Origin of the sequence: Acinetobacter calcoaceticus DSM 30006 = CIP 81.8, assembly GCF_000368965.1 — a bacterium.
Taxonomy (GTDB): domain Bacteria; phylum Pseudomonadota; class Gammaproteobacteria; order Pseudomonadales; family Moraxellaceae; genus Acinetobacter; species Acinetobacter calcoaceticus.
The window spans coordinates 1858690-1880531 of the sequence record NZ_KB849780.1 but is presented as its reverse complement, the minus strand read 5'-3'; the positions used below and the strand labels follow the sequence as shown (position 1 = coordinate 1880531).

17 protein-coding genes are annotated in these 21842 nt (G+C 40.8%); 6 read left to right on the top strand and 11 right to left on the bottom strand.

Annotation, left to right across the window (positions count from 1 at the left end; genetic code table 11):
- Positions 1-18: 18 nt before the first annotated feature.
- From F936_RS13790 to F936_RS13765, 6 genes are all read right to left on the bottom strand, one after another.
- Positions 19-408 (bottom strand): PaaI family thioesterase, encoded by a 390-nt coding sequence (locus tag F936_RS13790; RefSeq protein ID WP_016801700.1) that lies wholly within the window; start codon positions 406-408, stop codon positions 19-21.
- 78 nt (positions 409-486) lie between these two features.
- On the bottom strand, positions 487-1737 hold the full coding sequence (locus tag F936_RS13785; RefSeq protein WP_005048207.1) for an OprD family porin: 1251 nt from the start codon (positions 1735-1737) through the stop codon (positions 487-489).
- An 81-nt stretch (positions 1738-1818) separates the two neighbouring features.
- Positions 1819-2958 (bottom strand): acyl-CoA dehydrogenase family protein, encoded by a 1140-nt coding sequence (locus tag F936_RS13780; RefSeq protein ID WP_005048205.1) that lies wholly within the window; start codon positions 2956-2958, stop codon positions 1819-1821.
- Between the two features lie 75 nt (positions 2959-3033).
- Positions 3034-4920 carry a feruloyl-CoA synthase gene (locus tag F936_RS13775; protein ID WP_171061251.1) on the bottom strand — a complete coding sequence of 629 codons (1887 nt, stop codon included), beginning with the start codon at positions 4918-4920 and terminating at the stop codon, positions 3034-3036.
- An 82-nt stretch (positions 4921-5002) separates the two neighbouring features.
- On the bottom strand, positions 5003-6454 hold the full coding sequence (locus F936_RS13770) for an aldehyde dehydrogenase (RefSeq protein WP_005048201.1): 1452 nt from the start codon (positions 6452-6454) through the stop codon (positions 5003-5005).
- A 37-nt stretch (positions 6455-6491) separates the two neighbouring features.
- A complete protein-coding gene (locus F936_RS13765) occupies positions 6492-7331 on the bottom strand; it encodes a p-hydroxycinnamoyl CoA hydratase/lyase (RefSeq protein ID WP_171056761.1) in 840 nt (279 codons plus the stop codon).
- Between the two features lie 248 nt (positions 7332-7579).
- Here F936_RS13765 and mhpT point away from each other — a divergent pair, with 248 nt between their 5' ends.
- The 3 genes from mhpT to F936_RS13750 all read left to right on the top strand — a co-directional run bounded on the left by mhpT (position 7580) and on the right by F936_RS13750 (position 10141).
- Entirely contained in the window at positions 7580-8812 is a 1233-nt protein-coding gene (mhpT, locus tag F936_RS13760; RefSeq protein WP_003652737.1) for a 3-(3-hydroxy-phenyl)propionate transporter MhpT, read from the top strand.
- Between the two features lie 70 nt (positions 8813-8882).
- Positions 8883-9338, top strand: a complete 456-nt coding sequence (locus F936_RS13755; RefSeq protein ID WP_005048198.1) for a MarR family winged helix-turn-helix transcriptional regulator — start codon at positions 8883-8885, stop codon at positions 9336-9338.
- A gap of 110 nt (positions 9339-9448) precedes the next feature.
- Positions 9449-10141 carry a GntR family transcriptional regulator gene (locus F936_RS13750; protein ID WP_080547615.1) on the top strand — a complete coding sequence of 231 codons (693 nt, stop codon included), beginning with the start codon at positions 9449-9451 and terminating at the stop codon, positions 10139-10141.
- 43 nt (positions 10142-10184) lie between these two features.
- Here F936_RS13750 and F936_RS13745 read toward each other — a convergent pair whose 3' ends face one another.
- The 5 genes from F936_RS13745 to F936_RS13725 form a co-directional block, all read right to left on the bottom strand.
- On the bottom strand, positions 10185-11129 hold the full coding sequence (locus F936_RS13745) for a PDR/VanB family oxidoreductase (RefSeq protein ID WP_005048195.1): 945 nt from the start codon (positions 11127-11129) through the stop codon (positions 10185-10187).
- Between the two features lie 12 nt (positions 11130-11141).
- On the bottom strand, positions 11142-12218 hold the full coding sequence (locus F936_RS13740) for an aromatic ring-hydroxylating dioxygenase subunit alpha (protein WP_005048193.1): 1077 nt from the start codon (positions 12216-12218) through the stop codon (positions 11142-11144).
- Between the two features lie 233 nt (positions 12219-12451).
- Complete coding sequence (locus F936_RS13735; RefSeq protein WP_005048192.1) at positions 12452-13639, bottom strand: OprD family outer membrane porin; 1188 nt, start codon at positions 13637-13639, stop codon at positions 12452-12454.
- A gap of 12 nt (positions 13640-13651) precedes the next feature.
- Positions 13652-14605, bottom strand: a complete 954-nt coding sequence (locus F936_RS13730; protein WP_080595364.1) for a formylglycine-generating enzyme family protein — start codon at positions 14603-14605, stop codon at positions 13652-13654.
- A gap of 25 nt (positions 14606-14630) precedes the next feature.
- Entirely contained in the window at positions 14631-16316 is a 1686-nt protein-coding gene (locus F936_RS13725) for an arylsulfatase (protein ID WP_005048189.1), read from the bottom strand.
- A gap of 371 nt (positions 16317-16687) precedes the next feature.
- Here F936_RS13725 and F936_RS13720 point away from each other — a divergent pair, with 371 nt between their 5' ends.
- The 3 genes from F936_RS13720 to F936_RS13710 all read left to right on the top strand — a co-directional run bounded on the left by F936_RS13720 (position 16688) and on the right by F936_RS13710 (position 21797).
- Positions 16688-18034: an MFS transporter gene (locus F936_RS13720; RefSeq protein ID WP_005048187.1), complete on the top strand. Its 1347-nt coding sequence runs from the start codon at positions 16688-16690 to the stop codon at positions 18032-18034.
- Positions 18035-18065: 31 nt separating this feature from the next.
- The gene (locus tag F936_RS13715; protein ID WP_005048185.1) at positions 18066-19346 is read left to right on the top strand and encodes an OprD family outer membrane porin; all 1281 of its coding nucleotides are present in this window, start codon (positions 18066-18068) and stop codon (positions 19344-19346) included.
- A gap of 252 nt (positions 19347-19598) precedes the next feature.
- Positions 19599-21797: an OsmC domain/YcaO domain-containing protein gene (locus tag F936_RS13710; RefSeq protein ID WP_005048182.1), complete on the top strand. Its 2199-nt coding sequence runs from the start codon at positions 19599-19601 to the stop codon at positions 21795-21797.
- The last annotated feature ends 45 nt before the right edge of the window (positions 21798-21842 follow it).

The window sequence follows — 21842 nt, the reverse complement described above, 5'->3', positions numbered from 1 at the left end:
TTGAATGAATGGTCGCAATTAATCTAAAACCAGAAAATTAGCTGTACTTCGTGCAATCATTTTGTTGTTTTGCCAAGCTTCACTTTCGAGATTCAGTACAGTTTTGCCTTGTTTAATGAAATGGCATTTTGTAATGACTTCGCCCACAGCACAGGGTCTTAAAAAGTCCATGGTTAAGTTAATGGTGGTGGCAGGTTTACGGTCATTGGCAAGAAATGCAAAAAGTCCCATCACATCGTCAAGCATGGCGCAGATCATGCCGCCTTCAACGGTACCGCGTGGATTGGTAAAGCTTTCTAGCGCCATGTAATGGATGGTGAGCTCAGTATGTTCGGTATTCCAATTGATGCTGTGACCGCCCAAATGGTGATGGATTGGCGGTAAGTGCTCTAAAGTTTTTTGATCCATAATGAAAGGTCCATGCTTAATCATTTATTTCCCGAAATAAAAAGAGGTTCTATGTGTAACTGAACCTCTTGTTTTGAATTATTTAAATTTCCATGTGTAATCAATGTTGATACGGGTTTCGTTTACAGGCTTGATGTTGGCAGTGGAAAGCATGTTGTTGTCATAAATGGCATATCGTGCGCGTAGCCCGAGATTTTTTAACCAGCCACTTTGAACGGTGTAGCCTAAATCAAAGTCTGTTTCGCGTTCTTTTAAATTGGTTCCACCTAAGTTAGGTGCATAAATATTGTGACCTGTGGTGTAACGGGTCATGAAACGTAAACCTGGAACGTAATCTTTAAAGTCATATTCATAGCGGAAGCTATAGGCTTTTTCTTTTGGGTTTAAAAACTCACCCGGCCATGTATCAATGAGTAGGCCAGTTTCACCTCCAGTCAAATACGGAAATGCGGTGTCGCCGTGATGTTGGAAGGTTCCAAAAATAAATTTATGGTTTTGATGTTTTAACTCAAAGTGAGCATGATAAAGATCATTATCGACTAAACCAGCCTTCGCTTGTCCGTCATCACGGCTGCGGTAGTAGCGTAACTGCGAGCTCAGATTAGTGGTGTCATTAATTTTGTGTTGGTGTAAGGCACCGACCATGGTCTGGTTATAAAGATCATCAACATCCATATAGAACGCTGTGAGCTTGATTGCTGGATCAAGCTGATAGTTCCCACCTAAATAGTAGAGTCCGTCAGTTTCGGCACTTTTAAACCGCCCATTCACCCCTGAAATTTTAATTTTTTCATAGTTGGTTGAATCACGATGATTCACTTTATCGAGATAGGCTGCCTGTAAGTCAAAGTCTTTAATATCTTTGCTCGTCAGTGAAATTCCTCGATAAGTTTGAGGTAACAAGCGAGCAGGTGAAGCTACTAAAACAGGGTTCATTGGCATTAACGTACCAATGCGAAGTTCGGTCTGGCTCATTTTAGCTTTTGCTGTTACACCAATTTCGCCATAAGAGTCGGCAGGTTCATTGGTACGCGTGTCTCTAGGTAAGTTTCCTGTACCTCCATGCTCTGCGTCGGCATCGAGTTTAAAGCCTGCCGTTGCAAGTACATCCAGCCCAAAACCGACAGTCCCTTCGGTATAACCTGAATTGGCTTTAAGAATAAAACCTTGTGTCCAGTCCTTGGCGGCAGGGTAAGCAGATTGCTCTTGGTAGTCGCGGTCAAAATAGAAATTTCGCATGGTGAGTTCTACTGAACTGTTATCAATAAAACTGCCCGCCCATACTGAGCCTGAGAGCATAAGGGTAGAGTACATCCATAATTTCGACATAGCATTTCTTCCTGAAATATCATTTCTTGTTTTCAACAAGGCATGGTTGTTGTGTCTGCCTTATTTGGTTTTTAAATCGAATTATTTTCCGAGCAGTTCTCGGGCAACGATTTCTTTCATAATTTCATTGGTTCCCCCATAAATTTTTTGTACCCGTGCATCCACAAAAAAGCGTGAAATCGGATATTCCTGCATGTAACCGTAGCCGCCAAAAAGTTGAAGTAACTGATCAATCACTTCACATTGGGTGTCGGTAATAAAACATTTCAATGCTGCAACTTGAGTGACGCTTAATTGGTGTTGTTGATACAGCGCGGCACATTGGTCTACAAAAGCTTGGGCGGCTTTGGCTTTGATTTGCGCGTTTGCGAGAACAAACCGCGTGTTCTGCATTTGGCTTAAAGGTTGCCCGAAAGCTTTACGTTCGAGCACATAGTCTTTAGTAATTTCGATGGCTCCTAAAATCGATCCCAAAGCCATCATGGAAATACTTAAACGTTCACGCGGTAACTCTTGCATTAAATAAGCAAAGCCTTGTCCTTCTTCGCCTAAACGCTGGGTTGCTGGAACATACACATCATCAAAAAACAGTTCGGCTGTATCCTGGGCATGTAGTCCGATTTTTTGTAAAGAGCGGCCTTTTTTAACGCCGTCTAAAGCAGCATCAACTAAAAGAATCGAAATGCCTTTTGCTTTGGCTTGAGGATTGGTTTTAGCCACAAGAACGATCAGGTCGGCGTGCAAACCATTTGAGATAAACGTTTTTGAACCATTAATACGGTAGTGATTATTTTCTAAAACGGCTTGAGTCCGTATGGCCTGTAAGTCTGAGCCTGCATTGGCTTCGGTCATCGCAATTGCGGTGACAACTTCACCTGTCACCATTTTCGGTAACCAATAGCGTTTTTGTTCTTCGGAACCAATATTTTGCAAGTAAGGAGAAACCAGCTCATTTTGTCCCCCAATTGCAACAGCTAAAGATGCAAAGCCAGCTTGAGCGGTTTCTTGAACCAGCATGAGAGAGTAATGAACAGGAGCGCCATAGCCGCCATATTCTTCGGGCACATCTACGCACAAAAAGCCATTTTCCCCAAGACGAAGCCATAGATCACGTGGGATAAGGCCATCGTGTTCCCATTGTTCATAATACGGAGCGACCTGTTCTTTTAAGAACCTGCGGTAACTGTCTCGAAATAGTTCAAATTCTGTATCGTGTGGCATGTTGAACCTTTTTTTAGGCAAAAGTGGGGCTATTGCCCAAACCGAAGTTTGAGCTTCCTTTTTTATTTCAATAGCTTATTGCTTTAAGGTGGGCACTCGAATAATAAGTGGGTTTTCGGCCTGTTTTTGATAAAGCTCATCAATTAAAGCTGCACGACGTTTCGTAATATTGCTTTGATTGAGATTGCCTTTATCGGTCACTTCTCCAGCATCGAGCTGAGGTGGTTCAGTCATTAAATAAAGCATTGAGACTGTATTTGAACTGCCAGTCGCATCTTTATTAAATGTCGTTAAAAATTGACGGAACCATTGCTGGACTTTAGGGTGCTGTAATATCTCTGTTGCAGAATGTTCGCCAAGCTTAAGGCCTGCGTATTGAGCACAAGCTTCTAATTTTGGAAAAATCAGAAAGCCAACAGCATTCAGGTTTGAACCAGTAATACAGACATCTTGAACCAGTAAATTACCTTGAATGAGCACTTTGTTGCGAATCGTGCCGACATTGACGAAAGTACCCGTATTGAGTTTAAAGTCTTCAGCAATTCGCCCGTCGTACATGAGGCCTTTAGTTGGATCATTTACATCGACCAAACGAACAGCATCACCTGTGTGGAAAAAGCCTTCATCGTCAAATACAGTGCTTTGTTGGTCTGCCTTTAAGCGCCAATAGCCTTTCATGACATGTTTGCCACGAACACAAAACTCAAGTTTGTCACCACATGGAACCAGTTTAATTTCACACCCCGGAGCAGGGTAACCAATAAAGCCAGCCATCACCCGTGGGCCAGTTGTAAAAGCACAAGATGGTGCAGTTTCAGTCATGCCCAATCCGCTCATAATGCGAATTTTTTCTCCGCAATGTTGCTGAGCAATTTTATCGAGCCTGTTCCAACCAGCTTCTGAAAGTGCTGCACCTGCAAAGAATAAAATTTTAACTTTGGCAAAAAAGCGATCTCTTAATTCCTCATCTTTTTCTAAAGCTTCGGTCAGTTCTTCCCAACCTTTTGGCACATTTAAATAAACTGTTGGAGAAATTTCTTTGAGGTTACGAATGGTTTCGTCAAATTTTCCTGCAACGGGTTTACCATCATCAATGTAAATCGTACCGCCGTTATAGAGCGCGATACCGACATTGTGACTGCCGCCAAATGTGTGGTGCCAAGACAGCCAGTCAAGTAGGACGGGTGGCGTTTCTTCAAACTCAGGGAAAGTCTGCAACAGCATTTGCTGATTCACACATAACATTAAATGTGTGGTCGGCACAGCTTTAGGGAGTTTGGTTGAACCTGATGTAAACAAGAATTTGGCAATTTGGTTTTCATCAAGGGTTTGATAAAACTCTTGGACATTTGAAACAGGCGTATCTAACAGAGATTGAAAAGACGTGCAGAGCTGATTGCCCACAAGACCTTTATTGGTCACCACTTCAATGTCGGATGTAATACATGCTTGAATGGCTTTGGCAAAGGCTTGACCGTCGCTGGCATAGACCAAGCCAGGTGTGAGAACTTCAAACACATGTTTGAGTTTGCCAAAGTCTTGAGAAATAAGAGAGTAGGCAGGGGAAATAGCAGAGAAAGGCACACCCGCCAGCATAGCACCCATAGAGAGTGTTAAATGTTCAAGATCATTACCACTTAAAATAACTAAAGGTCTTTCTTGGCTTAACTTGCGTTCATGTAAAGCCTGAGCAATGTGCCATGCACGTTGTAAAACTTCTGCATAACTCAGTTTGACCCATTCACCTTGAGCATTGCGTTTTGCTGCAAAAATATGGTCTGGTTTGGTTTGTGCAAAATGAATTAACCGATCTGTCAGTTTTTGTGGATACGGTTTTAATTGCTCTTTTGGGCTGATATAGAGCGTGTCATCTTTATGGTGATAATGAATATCATGTTGCCCTATTTTTACGAACCGTTCGCGGTCTTGTGATTGAGTGGCATTCATTTGCATTTCTTTCACTCCATGGAAAGCGCATCACTGCGCTTTATTTTTTTGCATCATGCAATTTTTATTTAATATGTCGTTGTTCGCATTAACCCGACTAAATCGGATAATGACGTGATTGAGTCTGAATGGTAATCCAGCGTAAATCGGTAAATTCACCAATAGAGGCTTTACTACCAAAACGTCCGTAACCACTCGATTTTGTACCACCAAATGGCATTTGAGCTTCGTCATGCACGGTTGCGCCGTTAATATGACAAATACCCGAATCAATCTGTTTAGCCACTTCCAATGCCTGCGAAATATTCTGGCTAAACACTGCCGAAGAAAGACCGAACTCGCTGTCATTTGCCAGTGCTACACCTTCTTCAACGGTTGCAAAACGTTGAACTGTGCAGACAGGCCCAAACGATTCTTCGCGGTAAAGCAGCATGTCAGGCTTAATGTTGAGCACCAGTGTCGGTTGCATGGTGGTGTCTTCAATATGAATACCTAAAGGTAAGTCGGCACCTTTGTTTTGGGCATCTTCCAACAAATGCTGAATACGGTTTGCGGCACGGCGACTTTCTAAAACACCGAGTGCATTTTCTTTCGAGGTTGGGTTGCCCGCCTGAATGGAACGTGTTTTCTCAATGAGCTTTTCAATAAACTGGTCGGCAATTTTGTCTTGAACCAAAACACGTTCGGTCGACATACAAATTTGCCCCTGATTAAAGAATGCTCCAAAAGCGACTGCATTTACCGCTTCATTAATGTCGGCCTCGTTTAAAACCACAACAGGGGCTTTCCCACCAAGTTCGAGTAAAACAGGTTTTAAATATTTAGCAGCAGTCTCGGCAATAATTTTTCCGACTTTGGTTGAGCCTGTAAAATTAATGCGTTTTACAGCTGGATGAGACACTAAGCGCTCCACAATTTGCGGTGCATCTTCGGCTGCATGGGTAATCACATTCACCACACCTTCACCAAGACCAGCTTCGTGTAACACTTCACCAATCAGACGATGCGTTGCTGGACAAGCTTCTGAGGCTTTTAACACCACCGTGTTGCCACAAGCCAAAGGCATGGCAAGCGCACGTGTTGCCAAAATGACAGGGGCATTCCAAGGTGCAATCCCTACAATCACACCACAAGGAACTCGCACACCCATGGCAAGATTTCCCGGCACATCTGACGGAATGAGGCTTCCGTCAATTTGTGTGGTCATTGCTGCTGCCTCACGTAACATATTGGCAGCAAGGTGAACGTTAAACCCATACCATGTCGCAGTTGAACCTGTTTCTTGCATTCCAGTTTCAATGAATTGCTCGGTCTTTTGATCCATTAAATCGGCTACTTTTAACAAACGTAAGCGACGTTCGGTAGGCGAGAGCTTCGACCATATTTTAAAAGCTTGTTGTGCCGAGTCTATTGCACGATCAACATCGTCCAAAGTTGCAGCAGCGGCTTTGCTTGCCACTGATCCATCAATAGGGCTAATACGCTCAAAAGTTGCCTGATTTGATGCATCAACAGATTGACCGTGAATAAGTAACTGTACATTTTGCATGGGTTGCGTCCTTACATTGCCATTAGAGAATCAAAAGTTAACCAGTACGTTTATAACTCTGTAAACCCGGTTTAATTGATTTTTCATCTAAAAATTGTTTCAAACCTTCTTGGCGACCGTTTTCAGTATCACGATGGATACATTGGTCTAACTTGGCATATAAATAGTCTTCGTTTTGGTCCCATGTCAGTTCACGGCAACGTTTAAAGCCATTTTTAGCGGTACGAAGCACTACAGGGTTTTTCTCAAGTAGGCAATTTGCAAGCTCAGTCACTTCTGCTTTTAGCTGTTCAAGCGGTACGCTTTTATTTACCAGCCCCATGGTTTCGGCTTCTTTACCACTAAAGGTTTTACCCGTCATGATGTAGTACAAAGCTGCACGGTGACCCACAGTATCTGCCATTGCTTTGCTTACAAGGTTGCCCGGTGGGATACCCCAGTTAATTTCAGATAAACCAAAGGTTGCTTCATCTGCTGCAATCGCTAGGTCACAAGCGACTAATGGTGAGAAACCGCCTCCGAAACACCAGCCGTTAACCATTGCAATGGTGGGTTTTGAATACATACGAAGAAGTTGCCACTGCCAACGACATGAGTCACGACGAATACGTTCTTGATAAATTTCAGGCTGAGTGTCGACTTCGCGGAAATATTCTTTCAAGTCCATGCCGGCTGTCCAAGAATCACCTGCACCAGTTAATACTAAAACACGCGCATTTTGATCAAGTTCTATGGCTTCAAGCACATCAATCATTTCACGATTGAGTGTAGGACTCATGGCATTTTTCTTTTCTGGGCGATTTAGTGTGACCCAAGCAATTCCATCTTCAACTTTAACATCTACGGTTTCCCAGCGATTTTCATAAGTCATCTTCATACTCCTTGAATGATTTTGTGATGTTCTGAGATTTAATTTAATATCAGTTAAACTTACATTCAAGTCTTTTTTCTAAAATTTAATAATTATTTTATAATTGCATGTATTTTAAATAAAAATTAATTTAATAAATAATTTTATATAAAAATATGTTGATTTTTTAGTAAGTTTAACTGATATTTTTGGTGTGTTTAAACAACAATACACAAAGGGCTAAATGGAACGACTAGTCAATAAAGGACAACACAATGGAAAAGATATTAGGACAGTCTGCAAGAGCAAAGATTACGTTACTACTTTGCTTTGCAATCGCAATTTTTGAAGGTTTTGATCTTCAATCAATGGGGGTAGCCGCTCCACGAATGCGGGCTGAGTTTATGTTAGACAATGCCCAGATGGCGTGGGCATTTAGTGCTGCAATTTTAGGAACACTACCGGGTGCAATATTAGGCGGCAGATTTGCCGATATTGTCGGGCGTAAGAAAATTCTGATTTTTAGTATTTTACTTTTTGGAATTATGTCTTTGCTGACTGCCTACGCTGCTAACTTCAGTTTGCTGTTACTCATTCGTTTTTGTACTGGTTTAGGAATGGGTGGGGCACTCCCGATGATGATTACACTTGCCTCTGAAGCTGTGCCTGACCAGCACAAGGGCAAAGCGGTAAGTATCATGTATAGTGGCATTCCTTTTGGTGGATTACTGACTTCTGTGGTTGCCATGTCGTTGGCGGGTGATGCAGAGTGGCGTCATATTTTCTATATTGGTGGTATTGCGCCTATTTTGTTAATTCCACTCATCATGCGCTTTTTACCTGAGTCAAATGATTACCTGCAACGTAAAGTTCAAGCGCAAAAAACCACACCATTCTTTGAAGTTTTATTTGCTAAAGAACGCCGCATGTCGACCATTCAGCTTTGGGTAAGTTTTTTCTGTACCTTAGTGGTGCTGTACTTCTTGTTAAACTGGTTGCCGTTACTCATGGGTGCGCAAGGCTTATCGAAATTACAGGCAAATTATGTACAGATGGGCTACAACGTTGGCGGAATTTTAGGTTCAATCTTAATGGGTGTATTGCTTGATAAAGTACGCATGAGTTTTGTGATTAAGCTGATTTATCTAGGTATTTTATTCTCACTTTGTTGCTTGGCAATTTCTCCAACCGTTGCATTACTGGCGCTTGCAGCAGTGGGCTGTGGTTTATTCATTGTGGGTGGACAATCGGCATTGTACGGTTTAGCCGCAATGTATTATCCGACTGAAATGCGTGGAACCGGAGTTGGTGCGGCGGTTGCAATTGGCCGTATTGGTTCTTTTGCTGGACCTTTAATGGCTGGTTTTTTACTTTCACTTGGACAAAGCTCGACCATTGTGATTGGTTCAAGCATTCCTGTGATCTTAATTGCAGCGATCTCTGCATTACTTCTTGTCAAAAAACCTAAACAGCCTGTACATTTAGTACAAAGCTCAGGTGCTCGCTAAGTTTTAAGGAAAGTATGGGGTGACTACCTCATACTTTCACTACAGATTTTCTTATGATGAATGAAAGGTTATGGTACGTTCAAATTTAGTTCAGAAAAAAATAGAAGATGAGCCTAAGTTAAGTTACATGATTGCTCGTGTTGACAGAATTATTAGTAAACATTTAACAGAGCATTTAAAAGAGCTTGAAATTACCTTGCCACAATTTACTGCACTTTCTGTTTTAGCTTCAAAAAGCAATGTATCCAATGCCAAGCTTGCTGAGCGCTCTTTCATAAAGCCGCAATCTGCCAATAAAATTCTGCAAGATTTGCTGGTTAATGGTTGGATTGAAAAGAAACCTGACCCTACGCATGGTCGCCGTATTTTAATTACACTGACCGAAAGCGGCATTGATAAGCTTAATAAATGCAATGAAGTTGTATTAAAGGTTGAAGAAAAGATGCTTGAAGGCATTGATATCAATCTGGCTTATTTAATTCGTAATAACCTCGATATCATGGTGAATAATCTTAAAAGCCTTTAAATAAATGAGCTTGTTTAGGTTGAGCTAAATACCTAAGCACCGATTCACACAGAAAATTTATTTCATTTTGCAAATGAAGTTGTTAGCATCGAAGTGACGTTTTTGACAATGTGTGGCAGCAAATGTCTTCAGGGCAACAAGTTTTACTTAAATTAAGAAAAATGATTATTTCAGGGGAACTTGAAGGTGGTGCCAGAATTGCTGAGATTCCCACTGCCGAGTTACTTGGGGTTTCGAGACAGCCTGTTCGTATTGCATTTCGGTTGCTCGAACAAGAAGGTCTTCTCATCAAGAACCCAACCCGTGGCTACACCGTCCGTGAAATTTCAGAACAACTGGTTCATGATGCGCTTGAAGTGCGAGGTGTGCTTGAAGGATTGGCTGCGAAAACTTTGGCAGAACAAGGTTTAAGCGAAGAGCAGAAAAAGACCCTCCAACATTGCATTCAAGAAACTGAAAAACTCTTTAATGAAAAAGACGAGTTTGGAGATATCGAACTGGAACGTTACCACCATTTCAATGTCATTTTTCATGACACGATTATTGAGGGCGCGCAAAATGTAGCGCTCATACAAGCTCTAGCAAAAAACAATCAATTGCCGATGGCTTCTGCTCAAGCCATTACCTATGATGAGAAGCAAGCTTTGTCGGAATATCGCCGTCTGCACTATGCACATTTACAGCATTGTTCAATTTTAGATGCATTGGTACATCGACAGGCAGGGCGCGCTGAAACTTTAATGCGTGAGCACAGTAGTGTGGTGATTTTGGGTGAAACGCTAAGAAATGTTTTAAACGCTTAAGATGAAATAAGTTCCTCTATTTTTGAATAAAGGAACTTAACTATTAAAGCTCAATCACAAGATTTTTGGTTTTTGCACGAGAACAGCAGGGCGTAAACTGGTCGTTCAGCGCATGTTCATCTTCGGTCATAAACATATCGCGATGATCTGGTGTGCCTTCTACAACGCGGGTAATACACGTACCGCAAATACCTTGTTCACACGAAACAGGAATATCAAAACCATTTGCAATTAATGCTTCAGTAGCAGTTTGCTCTGGTAATACTTCAATTCGGCGCCCCGTACCTTTAACTTCAATGGTAAAAGCTTCATCATTAGACGTATCTACTTTTTGCGCGACAAAATGCTCTTGATGTAATTGCTCGTTGTGCCAGCCAGCTTGTTCGGCCGAGCTCATTACAAACTGCATAAATCCTGTAGGCCCACATACATATAAGTGTCTATCTGGTGAACTCTCACCTAAAACCTTTGCCATATTACATTCGGTGTTTGGCTGATCTTGAATATGAAAATGGACTTGGTCACCAAAGTGCTCGGTTAAATTGCCATAGAAGGCAATCATTTCATGACTACGGACAAAGTAGTGCAATTCGAAAGGAGTATTGACCGATTTAAGCCGATACGCCATCGATAAAATGGGGGTAATGCCAATACCGCCAGCAAATAAAACAGCCTGCTTTGTTTGAGGATGAATCTCAAATAAATTACGTGGTTCACCAATCTTTAAATAGTCTCCCTCACGATATTCAGTATGAATGCAACGTGAGCCACCGCGTGAATTGGCATCATGTAAAACACCAATCACATAACGATGCTTTTCACTGCAACAGTTTGAAATTGAATATTGACGGGTTAGGCCGTTTTTAAGATGCACATCAATATGAGCACCTGCATCAAAACTCGGTAGCTCCATACCATTTGCTGCAATCAGTTCAAAGGCACGAATGGTCGGGGTGAGTTGGTGAATTTTTTGAATAATAACGTCCATGTTCATGCTCCTTTAAATAATCCGAATGTTTGGAAACTTTTGTGCGGATGTTTCAGGAGGCGTTTTATTTTCTTCAGCAAGGAGTCGCTCAATCACCTTACGGGACTGTACACCGCCTGCGTCGATGTTAAGCATCAGTAACTTGCGATGTGGATTGTTTAAAATATTTTGCTGCTGTTGCTCCAGCATTTCTAAATCTTCAGTAAAGATTTTGCCTTGGCCTTCACGAATTTGATCGGTGAGTTCAGCATTGTCTGGCTGGAAGTTGCGTGCCATTCCCCAGAAATACCAATGTGAGGTTTCAGTTTCTGGAGTAATAAAGTCCACGACAATTGACGAAACTTTTTTGTCTTTTGGTGCGTCATAACCGCCATGTCCAGCATGTGCCACACCGACTTCAATATGCACATTACTTGGGGCAAAGAAGTGGCAACGTTGCCAGCGGTCAACAGGAACGTCATCTGCCAAGTGATTACCCCGAAGGGCCATTTGCCAAAATGGAGGTGCGATCACATTTTCCATGTAACGTTCAGTAATGACATGGTCACCATCAACTTTAGTGATTGGTAATGATTCATCAATTTCTTTTTGTCCGATGCTGCTTGAGTGAACATAGGTTTCGTGGGTTAAATCCATCAGGTTATCGACCATGAGGCGATAGTCACATTGAATGTGAAACAGGCCTCCGCCATAGCTCCATTCAGGATGATCTGCCCATTCTAAAGTTGGGAGTTTTGCTTCATCTGCTAATGCCTTTTCGCCTGGCCATATCCAAATAAAACCGAATTTTTCAACAACTGCATATGCTTTGTTGCAAGGGAAACCATTTACGCGTTGGGCTGGCATTGAAACGGTTTTTCCATCACAGCCCATGACTAAACCATGATAGCCACACACGAGGTTGCCATCTTCGACATAACCTAGTGAAAGTGGGGCACCACGATGCGGACAAAAATCTTCAACGGCTGCAACTTGGTTTTCTTTGCCACGATAAAAAACAATTTTTTCGCCACAAATGGTGCGACCTAGTGGTTTGTCTTGGATTTCTTCTGGACGGCAGGCAACATACCATGCATTTTTAATAAACATTGTGACGACTCCTTATCACTTATTGGATCCAATTTATAATAAATAAAAATATTGGTCAATTGATAAGCAGTATATTTTTTAAAAAATATTGATCTTTAGCTTAGTTGTTTTGTATATTTTTAATTGCTATTAGAGACTTTTGAATCTACTTTGAATTTTAGAGGCTAAATTTTTATTCATCTTAATTTGGATCCATAATGGCTATGGTTAAACCATTATGGGAGTGTTGAGATTTAGAAATTAAGCGTGTAGTGAAGCATCATCCGCTGTTTATCCAGACTTTTGCCATGTTTAGTGTCGTAGTTAATATTTAAGAAAAGAAATTTAAGATTTTTAATCCAAGCATTTAGGTCATATTGAATCAACACATCACTTTCTTGCTCAAAATCATTTTGATTCATAGTCTGAAATGAATCTCCATAAATATATTTATAGGTGATTTTTAGACCTTTGATATATTCTTTAAAGTCATACGAAGCAAGGAAATGATAGGATTTTTCATCTGCTTTGGTAAACGCACCTAAGGTCCAGTTAACCATATGCGGGATGGGCATATTGTCGAGTTTTGGAATACCATCTTTGCCAAAGTTTTCTTGGTAGCCAATTCCAGTTGTAAAATTGCCATGTTTGATAAAATGCATAGCCCCTACGGATGTATTGTCATATTCACCAAGATTTGATTTACCGACATCGTCGTGTCGAAACACACGTAATTTTGTGGTGTGCTGCTTTGTCCATTGATAATCAAAAGCAAAGTAACTTTGATTGATGAGATCTGTTAAGTAACCATTATAAAATTTCCAATTATATTGAGGCGTTTTCCCATCCCACTGGAAAAAGTAAAGCCCATCAGATTCATGTTTTGAAATGGCGAGTTTATGGTAGTCCTCCTCATTTTTGGGTGAGTAATGGTTAATCAAACCCAACTCGAAATTTTGTTGCGGTGTCTTATATTTTAATTCCAAGCCTTTATAGTTCACTCGTAATTGATGTGTGTCGACTTGTGGGGTAAGTGGTGAGTCGGGGGTGATTTCACCTATATTCATGCGAAAGTTTTGATATTCAACTCCAGCACCTAAGCCATATTTAACTTGGTCTTGTGCTTGTTTTTTGGTATTTGCGTCAAAGGGTATGACCATATCATTGGTGTGTTGGTCGCTACTTAGGCGATATGCATATTGGATGCTTGGGGTGATATGTAATTGAACATCATTAAGTTTGGTTGACCAGTCACCACGATAGATCAAGCCTTGGCTCAAACTATGAGTATCGGGGCTAGTACCATTTTCATATTGTCTGTCGAAGTTGAATGTTTTTAGTGTGAGTGTATTTTGAAAATTAACATCTACTGCACTGTGAGCTAAACAGCAGGCAAGGGCTGTCCCTGAGAAGAAAATCCCATAAATAAAAATATGCTTCATTTTTAAATCCGTTTAAAAGCGTTTTACTGTTCTAAATCCGGCATGGCTAGTTGCAAGGTCGAGTTCCTGTGGATGCCTCGCGGCAGCACGATAACGCGCGCAATAGTTGGTTGCGCATAAATAAGACCCACCTTTAATCGTGTATTTCAAAATCTGTTCGTGACTTTGCCGATATTTCGATGGATCTCCCATATGGTGATCTCTTGGACCTGTATAGGGTGTTTGTGTCCATTCCCATACATTGCCAATCAAGTCATATAAGCCAAACGGGTTTTTACTAAAACAACCAACAGGGGCAACATCCTTAAAACCATCTTCCTGAATGTTTTTATAAGGAAATTCACCTTGCCAGAAGTTGGCTACAATATGGCCTTCGTGGGTAGGGCCGATATCGGAATTTTGCTGAAAACCCTTGGCTGCATATTCCCACTCAAGCTCAGTCGGTAAGTCATGACCCAGCCAGTTTGCATAGGCGTAGGCATCATTCCATGTCACCATGCGAACAGGTTCGTGAGGCGCAGGTTGTTTAGGGTTATTTAAGCCCCATGGATGTTTCCAATTGGCACCTTTTTCAAATCGCCACCATTGTAATTCTTCAACTGGATGGTCTGGTTGTACAAACATAGCTGCGCCGCCTTGCTTCTCTGCATCGGTGACATAGTCCGTTTGTTTAATAAACTCTTGAAATTGAGCATTGGTGACTTCAGTCGCATCAATTAAAAAAGCGGGAACTGAAGTTGCCTGTAAGTTTAATGGGCGTTCATCTTCATAACCTTGTGTGGTGCCTAAAACAATTTTTCCTTGAGGGATTTTGACCATGCCTGCTTCTTTATTTTTAGGCCAACCCGAAGGAAGGCCCGAATAAGAAGTACATTTAGCTTTGCTGCCTAAGTATGGCAAGGTGGTCTGTTCTAGTTGAGGTGTGGTTTTTTGGCATGCACAAAGTAAGAGGAACGATGAAAGCATCATGATTTGTTTCATCTGGTTTTCTCTACTTTTTGTTGTATTGCTCAAAATCCACAACGCCATTTTCATCGGCATATCTTAAATATTTGTCATTTAAGACTTTGACGATCTCAGGATGTTCTGCATAAACATTATGTTGCTCATTAAAATCTGTTTTTAAATTGTAGAGTTCCCAGCCATGGCTCTTAAATTTAGAAGGCGAGTTTTCAACAAGTTTCCATTGGTCAGTTTTAGCGTAGCGGCTGCCATGTAATTCTTTGAAGTCATAATAATTAACAGGACGAATACGGGCAGTATTATCTTTAAAAGCAGGAATTAAGCTAAAACCTGATGGTTTGATTTTGGTGCTTGTAGCTGGATAAATTTGACTATTTTGAATGCCTGCTAGCTCCATAGCAGTGGGAAATATATCTCTGACTGTCGCAAAGTTATTGTTAATACCATGTTGTTTGGAAACCTGAGCTGGTGATTTAACTATAAATGGAACTCGAACTCCGCCTTCTGAGGCGGCTGATTTCCAGTAAGTAAATGGCGTACTGCTTACTTCGGCCCAACGTGGTCCCATGTATAGATATGAGCTGGCGTTGCCTATATTTTCATAGCGATTGTCTGCATCCCCCATTGGGAAATTATGATCACCGCCTTCAGCGCCGTTATCTGACATAAATACAATTAAAGTATTATCATATAAATGATGCTTTTTAAGATATTGAATGACATCACCCACGCGGTCGTCTAACTGGGTAACCATGCCCGCATAAACTTCCATTTTACGCGCTTCGTATTTGCGCTCTTGTGATGTCAGTTCATTCCAGCTTTTAGTGCCTAAAGCTTGGTTGCCACGCTCGACTGGGTATTCTGCATTAGCAGGAATTAATCCTAATTGCTTTTGTCTCTCAAAGCGTTGTTTTTGAATTGCATCGTAGCCTTGATCGTATTTACCTTTGTATAAGTCTCTATAGTGAGCAGGCGCCTGTATTGGCCAATGTGGAGCGGTGTAGGCTAAGTAAGCAAAAAATGGTTTTTGCGCTTTATTTTTGTCTAAGTACTCGAAAGCTTTTTGTGTAAAAAAGTCGGTCGAGTAGTAGTTATCAGGCAGTGTGACCTTTTGACCATTTTCTGTGTATTGGGTATTACGCGGATAGTTTTTAGGTTGGTCTTTAAAGTGTAAATCGAAGCCATCGAGCAGAGCAAAAGATTGATCAAAACCACGGGCTTTAGGGTTTTGGTCGGGAGCATAGCCTAAGTGCCATTTACCGACCATGAAGGTGTAATAATCTTTTGTCTTTAAAATCTCTGCGAGTGTATAAGCATTCTGCGTTAAATGACCTGAATATCCATCAATTTTTAGGAGTGCACGCGGGCTATTGGCTCCAACCAATTGTTCTTGTCGTTTTGAAGTTTCATACATTGCACCTAAACCCACCAAGTGGTTATCTGCACCTGTCATAAGCTGTGCACGAGTAGGTGAACACATTGATGAGGCATGAAAATTAAAAAGCATTTTTCCTTGCTTTAATAGGCTATCAATATGAGGGGTTTTAATTTCGCCGCCATAAGCGCCAATATCTGAAAATCCAAGATCATCGGCCAAAATAATCATGATGTTAGGTGGTTGTTGATTTTTTGGAGATGCTGCTTGCGTTGTGTAAAACAATTGGCTGGCAAAAAAAAGTCCCAATGTAAGCTGGCTTACTCTTTTGAGTTTCATAACAACAATCCTTTGATGTTTCATAAATGCATCTTGCATTTCTTTGAGATAAACTGAGCTTTTTTGGCTAAAAAATGCTCTGGAATCGATCATAATAGATTTTTTAATATGGATCCATAAAAATATTCAACTACTCTAATTTTATGTTTTTAATAATTTTATACTTATATAATTTATGTGTTTATATACTTTTTAATAATCCGTTTATAATTTTAGTTGATTTTTTGGATCCAAATATTCAGTATAGAAAAAGAGCAGGATGCTCAAAAACAAATATTCCTCTAGGTCATTATGGATACGGATGTGCATAACCACCCAATCGCTCATATTAGCAATGTCGTGTGTATGTCTTATCCAAGGGAGATACACAAATGGAAAGAGACGTGCTGAGTGAGATCAATCAAAATAATATGAGCCGCTACCAATGGTTCGTCATTTTGATCTGTATTTGTCTCAATATTATTGATGGCTTTGACGTGATGGTAATGGCATTTACCGCTCCATCCGTGTCAGCAGAATGGTCACTTTCAGGTGCACAAATTGGCTTGTTGTTAAGTGCGGGCCTTTTTGGAATGGCTGCTGGTTCCATTTTTCTCGCACCGTTAGCTGATAAAATCGGTCGCCGTTTACTCATCTTAGTTTGTCTTGTTATTGCCGGTCTTAGCATGTTGGGCTGTGCTTTTGTACAAAGCCATGGCATGTTGGCAGCACTTCGGTTTATTACCGGAATTGAGGTGGGTGGTATCCTTGCGAGTAGTAATGTGTTGGCAAGTGAATATGCCAATGCTCGCTGGCGCAGTCTTGCAGTGAGCTTAATGTCTACCGGTTATGGAATTGGTGCGACACTGGGTGGAGTACTATCACTCGCATTGATTGAGCACTTAGGTTGGCGCTCAATCTTTTTAGCAGGTGGAATCACCACCATTGCAATGTTGCTGATCAGCGCATGGTTATTGCCTGAATCTTTAGATTACTTACTCGCGAAACGACCAAAACAGGCATTAGAACGAATCAATACAACTGTAAACCGCATGGGGCTTAACCAGCTATCAGTTATGCCGCGCTATGAAAAAATGAGCACGCAAAATGGCAGTGAACTCAGCAAATTATTTGCAGGGCAACTGGGATTTCAAACACTTTGTCTGTGGTTTGCATTCTTTTTAGTGATGTTTGGCTTTTACTTTGTCATGAGCTGGACACCAAAAATTCTTATTTCAATGGGAATGTTGCCAGAGCAAGGGGTAAGTACAGGTATTTTAATTAGTATTGGCGGTATTTTCGGGGCAGCCATTATTGGTTTACTCGCATCACGCATAAAAATTTTCTATGCCTTAAGCCTATTTTTAGGGCTAACGTCTGCATGCGTTTTTCTATTTGTCGCAGTCTCGTCTCAAGTGAGTGTCGCACTCATGGTGGGGTTATTACTCGGCACACTTATTAATGGCTGTGTGGCAGGTCTATATTCTATTTCTCCAACAATTTATGATGCTGAAATCCGTAGTCGCGGTGTGGGTTATGCCATTGGTTTTGGTCGTATTGGGGCAATTTTATCGCCAACGATTGCAGGTATTTTTCTGGATAAAGGTATTGCGCCCGCAACGCTTTATGCCTATTACGGTGTGGTCTTTATTTTGGCTATTTTCCTGATTTTAAGTTTGGGTAGTGCTTTTTACCGAAGTAAAAAAGAGCAAAATTACTCGCTTAAAACAGCACCTTAAACCATTAAAAATTAAGTAGTTGAGATAAAAAATGAAAAAGACACCATTGTGGGTGGGGGTATGCTTGTGCCCATTATTTAGTCAAGTTGTGCATGCCGAGTTTATTGCAGACAGTAAAGCTGAGCTAACACTTCGTAATTTTTACTTTGACCGAGACTATAAAAAAGACCCATATCCCTATACAGCTGCCAGAGATTGGGCGCAGGGTCTAATTTTTAAAGGGCAGTCTGGTTATACCGAAGGAACAGTTGGATTCGGTGTTGATGTACTGGCAATGGCGGGTTTTAACCTGATGGGAAGTCGGGCTGATGACTATGCACGTAGTGGCTTACTCCAAGTGAATACTGATAACTCGCGTGACGATTATTATGGAAAAGTTGGAATTACAGGGAAGGCTAAATTTAGAAAAAATGAGCTTTTTGTGGGGGATTTAGTTCCACAATTACCGACCATATTTTCATCGCCAGCGCGCTTGTTCCCACAGACGTATCGCGGTATTCGCTTTGTTTCAAATGAAATTCCAAATCTTCAACTCGAAGGGTTTTATGTCGACGAAGTGCGGCAGCGCGATTCAATTCGCTTTACAGATGTTGGAGCTGACAATATCAACCGTCGTTTTGACAAGGCGGCAACCACTGATTCTTTTTACACGCTGGGAGGAAGTTATCAGTTAAAGGATTACCGTTTACGTGCCTACCATGCCGAGCTCAAAGACATTTACCAGCAACAATTTTTGGGCTTTAACGGAAAACAGCCTTTAAATGACCAGCTTAATTTTTTAAGTGACGTGCGTTTTTTTAATAGTGAAGAAACTGGAAGCAAAAAAATAGGAGAGGTCGATAACCGCCATATAAGTGGTTTATTTGGTTTGAACTATCAAAACCATACGGTTTCTTTGGGCTATATGCAGTCGTTTGGCTCGACAGGTCTGCCATTTTTGTCGGGAACAGAAAGTCCGGTCGTGCTTGATTTTATGAGTTCGGATTATTCAAATAAAGACGAAAAAGTCTATTCGATTCGTTATGAATATGACTTTAAAAATGCACGATTAGGGGATGTTTCATTAAATGGACTGCGCTTTATGACCCGCTATGCAAAAGGCGAAGATATTGATTTGCTGCAATATGGTGATCAGCGTTTTAAAGAAGAGTCGATGGAGTTTGATTTGGGCTATAAAATCCCTGAAGGGAAATTAAAAGGCCTAGGCATGCGAGCTCGTTTTTCTCACTATCGCAACGATATGCCAAGCAATATGACATTTCACTCGGCAAATGAAACACGGTTGAATGTTGATTACACCTTTAAATTTTAATGCTCAATATTTAAGTAAATTAAAGACAAGTTAAAGCATTGTGAGCATCAATGTTTTAACTTTAGTTATCAACTTCACAAAATCACTCTATAATACCGCCAATCTTATTAAAGCCAATTGAGTCGTTCATTAAACACATGGCTTTAATCTCTCATTTTTTTAAGTCAATTTCTTCGCTGTGATTCGGCTTATATTTCAATATTTAGAATTTTATGTGTCTGTGCTGACACATAAAAATATTTAGGTGCCAGCATGGAAATCAAGGTTAATTATCTCGACAATCTTCGACAGGAAGCAAAGTTCGACGACTTTACGGTAATTGCCGATCAACCAATTCGCTACAAGGGTGACGGTTCGGCACCGGGCCCATTTGACTATTTTTTAGCATCTTCCGCATTGTGTGCAGCGTACTTTGTAAAAGTGTATTGTGCAGCTCGAGATATCCCAACCGATAATATTCGTTTATCACAAAATAATATTGTTGATCCTGAAAACCGCTACAAGCAAACGTTTAAAATTCAGATTGAATTACCAGCCGATATTTCAGAGAAAGATCGCCAAGGGATTTTACGTTCAATCGACCGTTGTACTGTTAAAAAAGTTATTCAAACTGGCCCTGAATTTATTATTGAAGAAGTTGAAAGTATTGATGCAGATGCGCAAGCATTGTTATTGCCAAGCTTAACTTCAGAAAGCCATACCTATATTCAGGGTAAAGACCTGCCACTAGAAGAAACCATTGCCAATATGTCTGCCATTTTGGCGAATTTGGGCATGAAGATTGAAATCGCATCTTGGCGTAATATTGTTCCGAATGTGTGGTCTTTACATATCCGCGATGCACAGTCTCCGATGTGTTTTACCAATGGTAAAGGTGCAACTAAAGAAAGTGCTTTGGCATCTGCATTAGGCGAGTTTATTGAACGTTTAAACTGTAACTTCTTCTATAACGACCAGTTTTGGGGTGAAGAGATTGCCAATGCTGAATTTGTGCATTATCCAGATGAAAAATGGTTTAAACCGGGCCCAAATGGTGAATTACCTAAAGAAATCTTAGATGAATATTGTCTTGAGATTTACAACCCAGATGATGAATTACTCGGTACGCATTTATATGACACCAATTCAGGCAACGTAGAGCGTGGTATTTGTTCGCTACCTTTTGTGCGCCAGTCTGACGATGAAGTTGTCTATTTCCCATCAAATTTAATTGAAAACTTGTACCTAAGTAATGGTATGAGTGCAGGTAACACTTTGGCGGAAGCTCAAGTTCAATGCTTGTCAGAAATTTTTGAACGTGCTGTAAAACGTGAAATTTTAGAAGGTGAAATTGCACTTCCAGATGTACCTGAAGAAGTATTAGCAAAATATCCAGGTATCGTTGCTGGTATTAAAGGTTTAGAAGAACAAGGCTTTCCTGTTCTCGTTAAAGATGCATCGTTAGGTGGTCAGTTCCCTGTAATGTGTGTGACTTTAATGAACCCGCGTACTGGTGGTGTTTTTGCATCGTTTGGTGCACATCCAAGTTTTGAGGTTGCATTAGAACGTAGTCTGACTGAATTACTTCAAGGTCGTAGTTTTGAAGGCTTAAATGATTTACCACAACCGACTTTCCAAAGTAATGCAGTGACTGAGCCGAATAACTTTGTTGAGCATTTTATTGACTCAAGCGGTTTGGTATCTTGGCGTTTCTTTAGTTCTAAATCTGACTATGACTTTGTTGAGTGGGATTTTTCTGGAGAAGGCGAAGAGTCGAATGCAGACGAAGCTGCAACGTTGTTCGGTATTCTCGAAGAGATGGGCAAAGAAGTTTATATGGCAGTCTATGAGCACCTAGGTGCGACTGCTTGCCGTATTTTAGTACCGGATTATTCAGAAATTTATCTCGTTGAAGATTTGATTTGGGATAATACCAATAAGGCACTTTCATTCCGTGAAGATATTCTAAATCTGCATCGTTTGGATGATGAACAACTTGAGGCGTTGGTTGAACGCTTAGAAGAATGTGAGCTAGACGATTACACCGAAATCACCACGCTCATTGGCATTGAATTTGATGACAATACAGTTTGGGGACAGCTCACGATTTTAGAGTTGAAATTGTTGATTTACGTCGCTTTGCAGCAATTTGAAGAGGCAAAAGAGTTAGTCGAAACTTACCTGCAATATAACACTAACACCGTTGAGCGTGGTTTGTTCTATCAGTGCATGAACGTTGTGCTTGAAGTGATGTTAGATGAAGAACTAGAGCTTGAAGATTACCTTACTAATTTCCGCCGTATGTTTGGTGACGTACGAATGGAGGCAGTATTAGGTTCTGTCGATGGTAGCGTTCGTTTCTATGGTTTAACACCAACAAGCATGAAACTAGAAGGACTTGATCGCCATTTACGTCTGATCGAGAGCTATAAAAAATTGCATGCAGCTCGCGCTAAAGCAGTAGCTTCGTAATTTAAAAAGCTAAATAAAAAAAGCCTATTTTAAAATAGGCTTTTT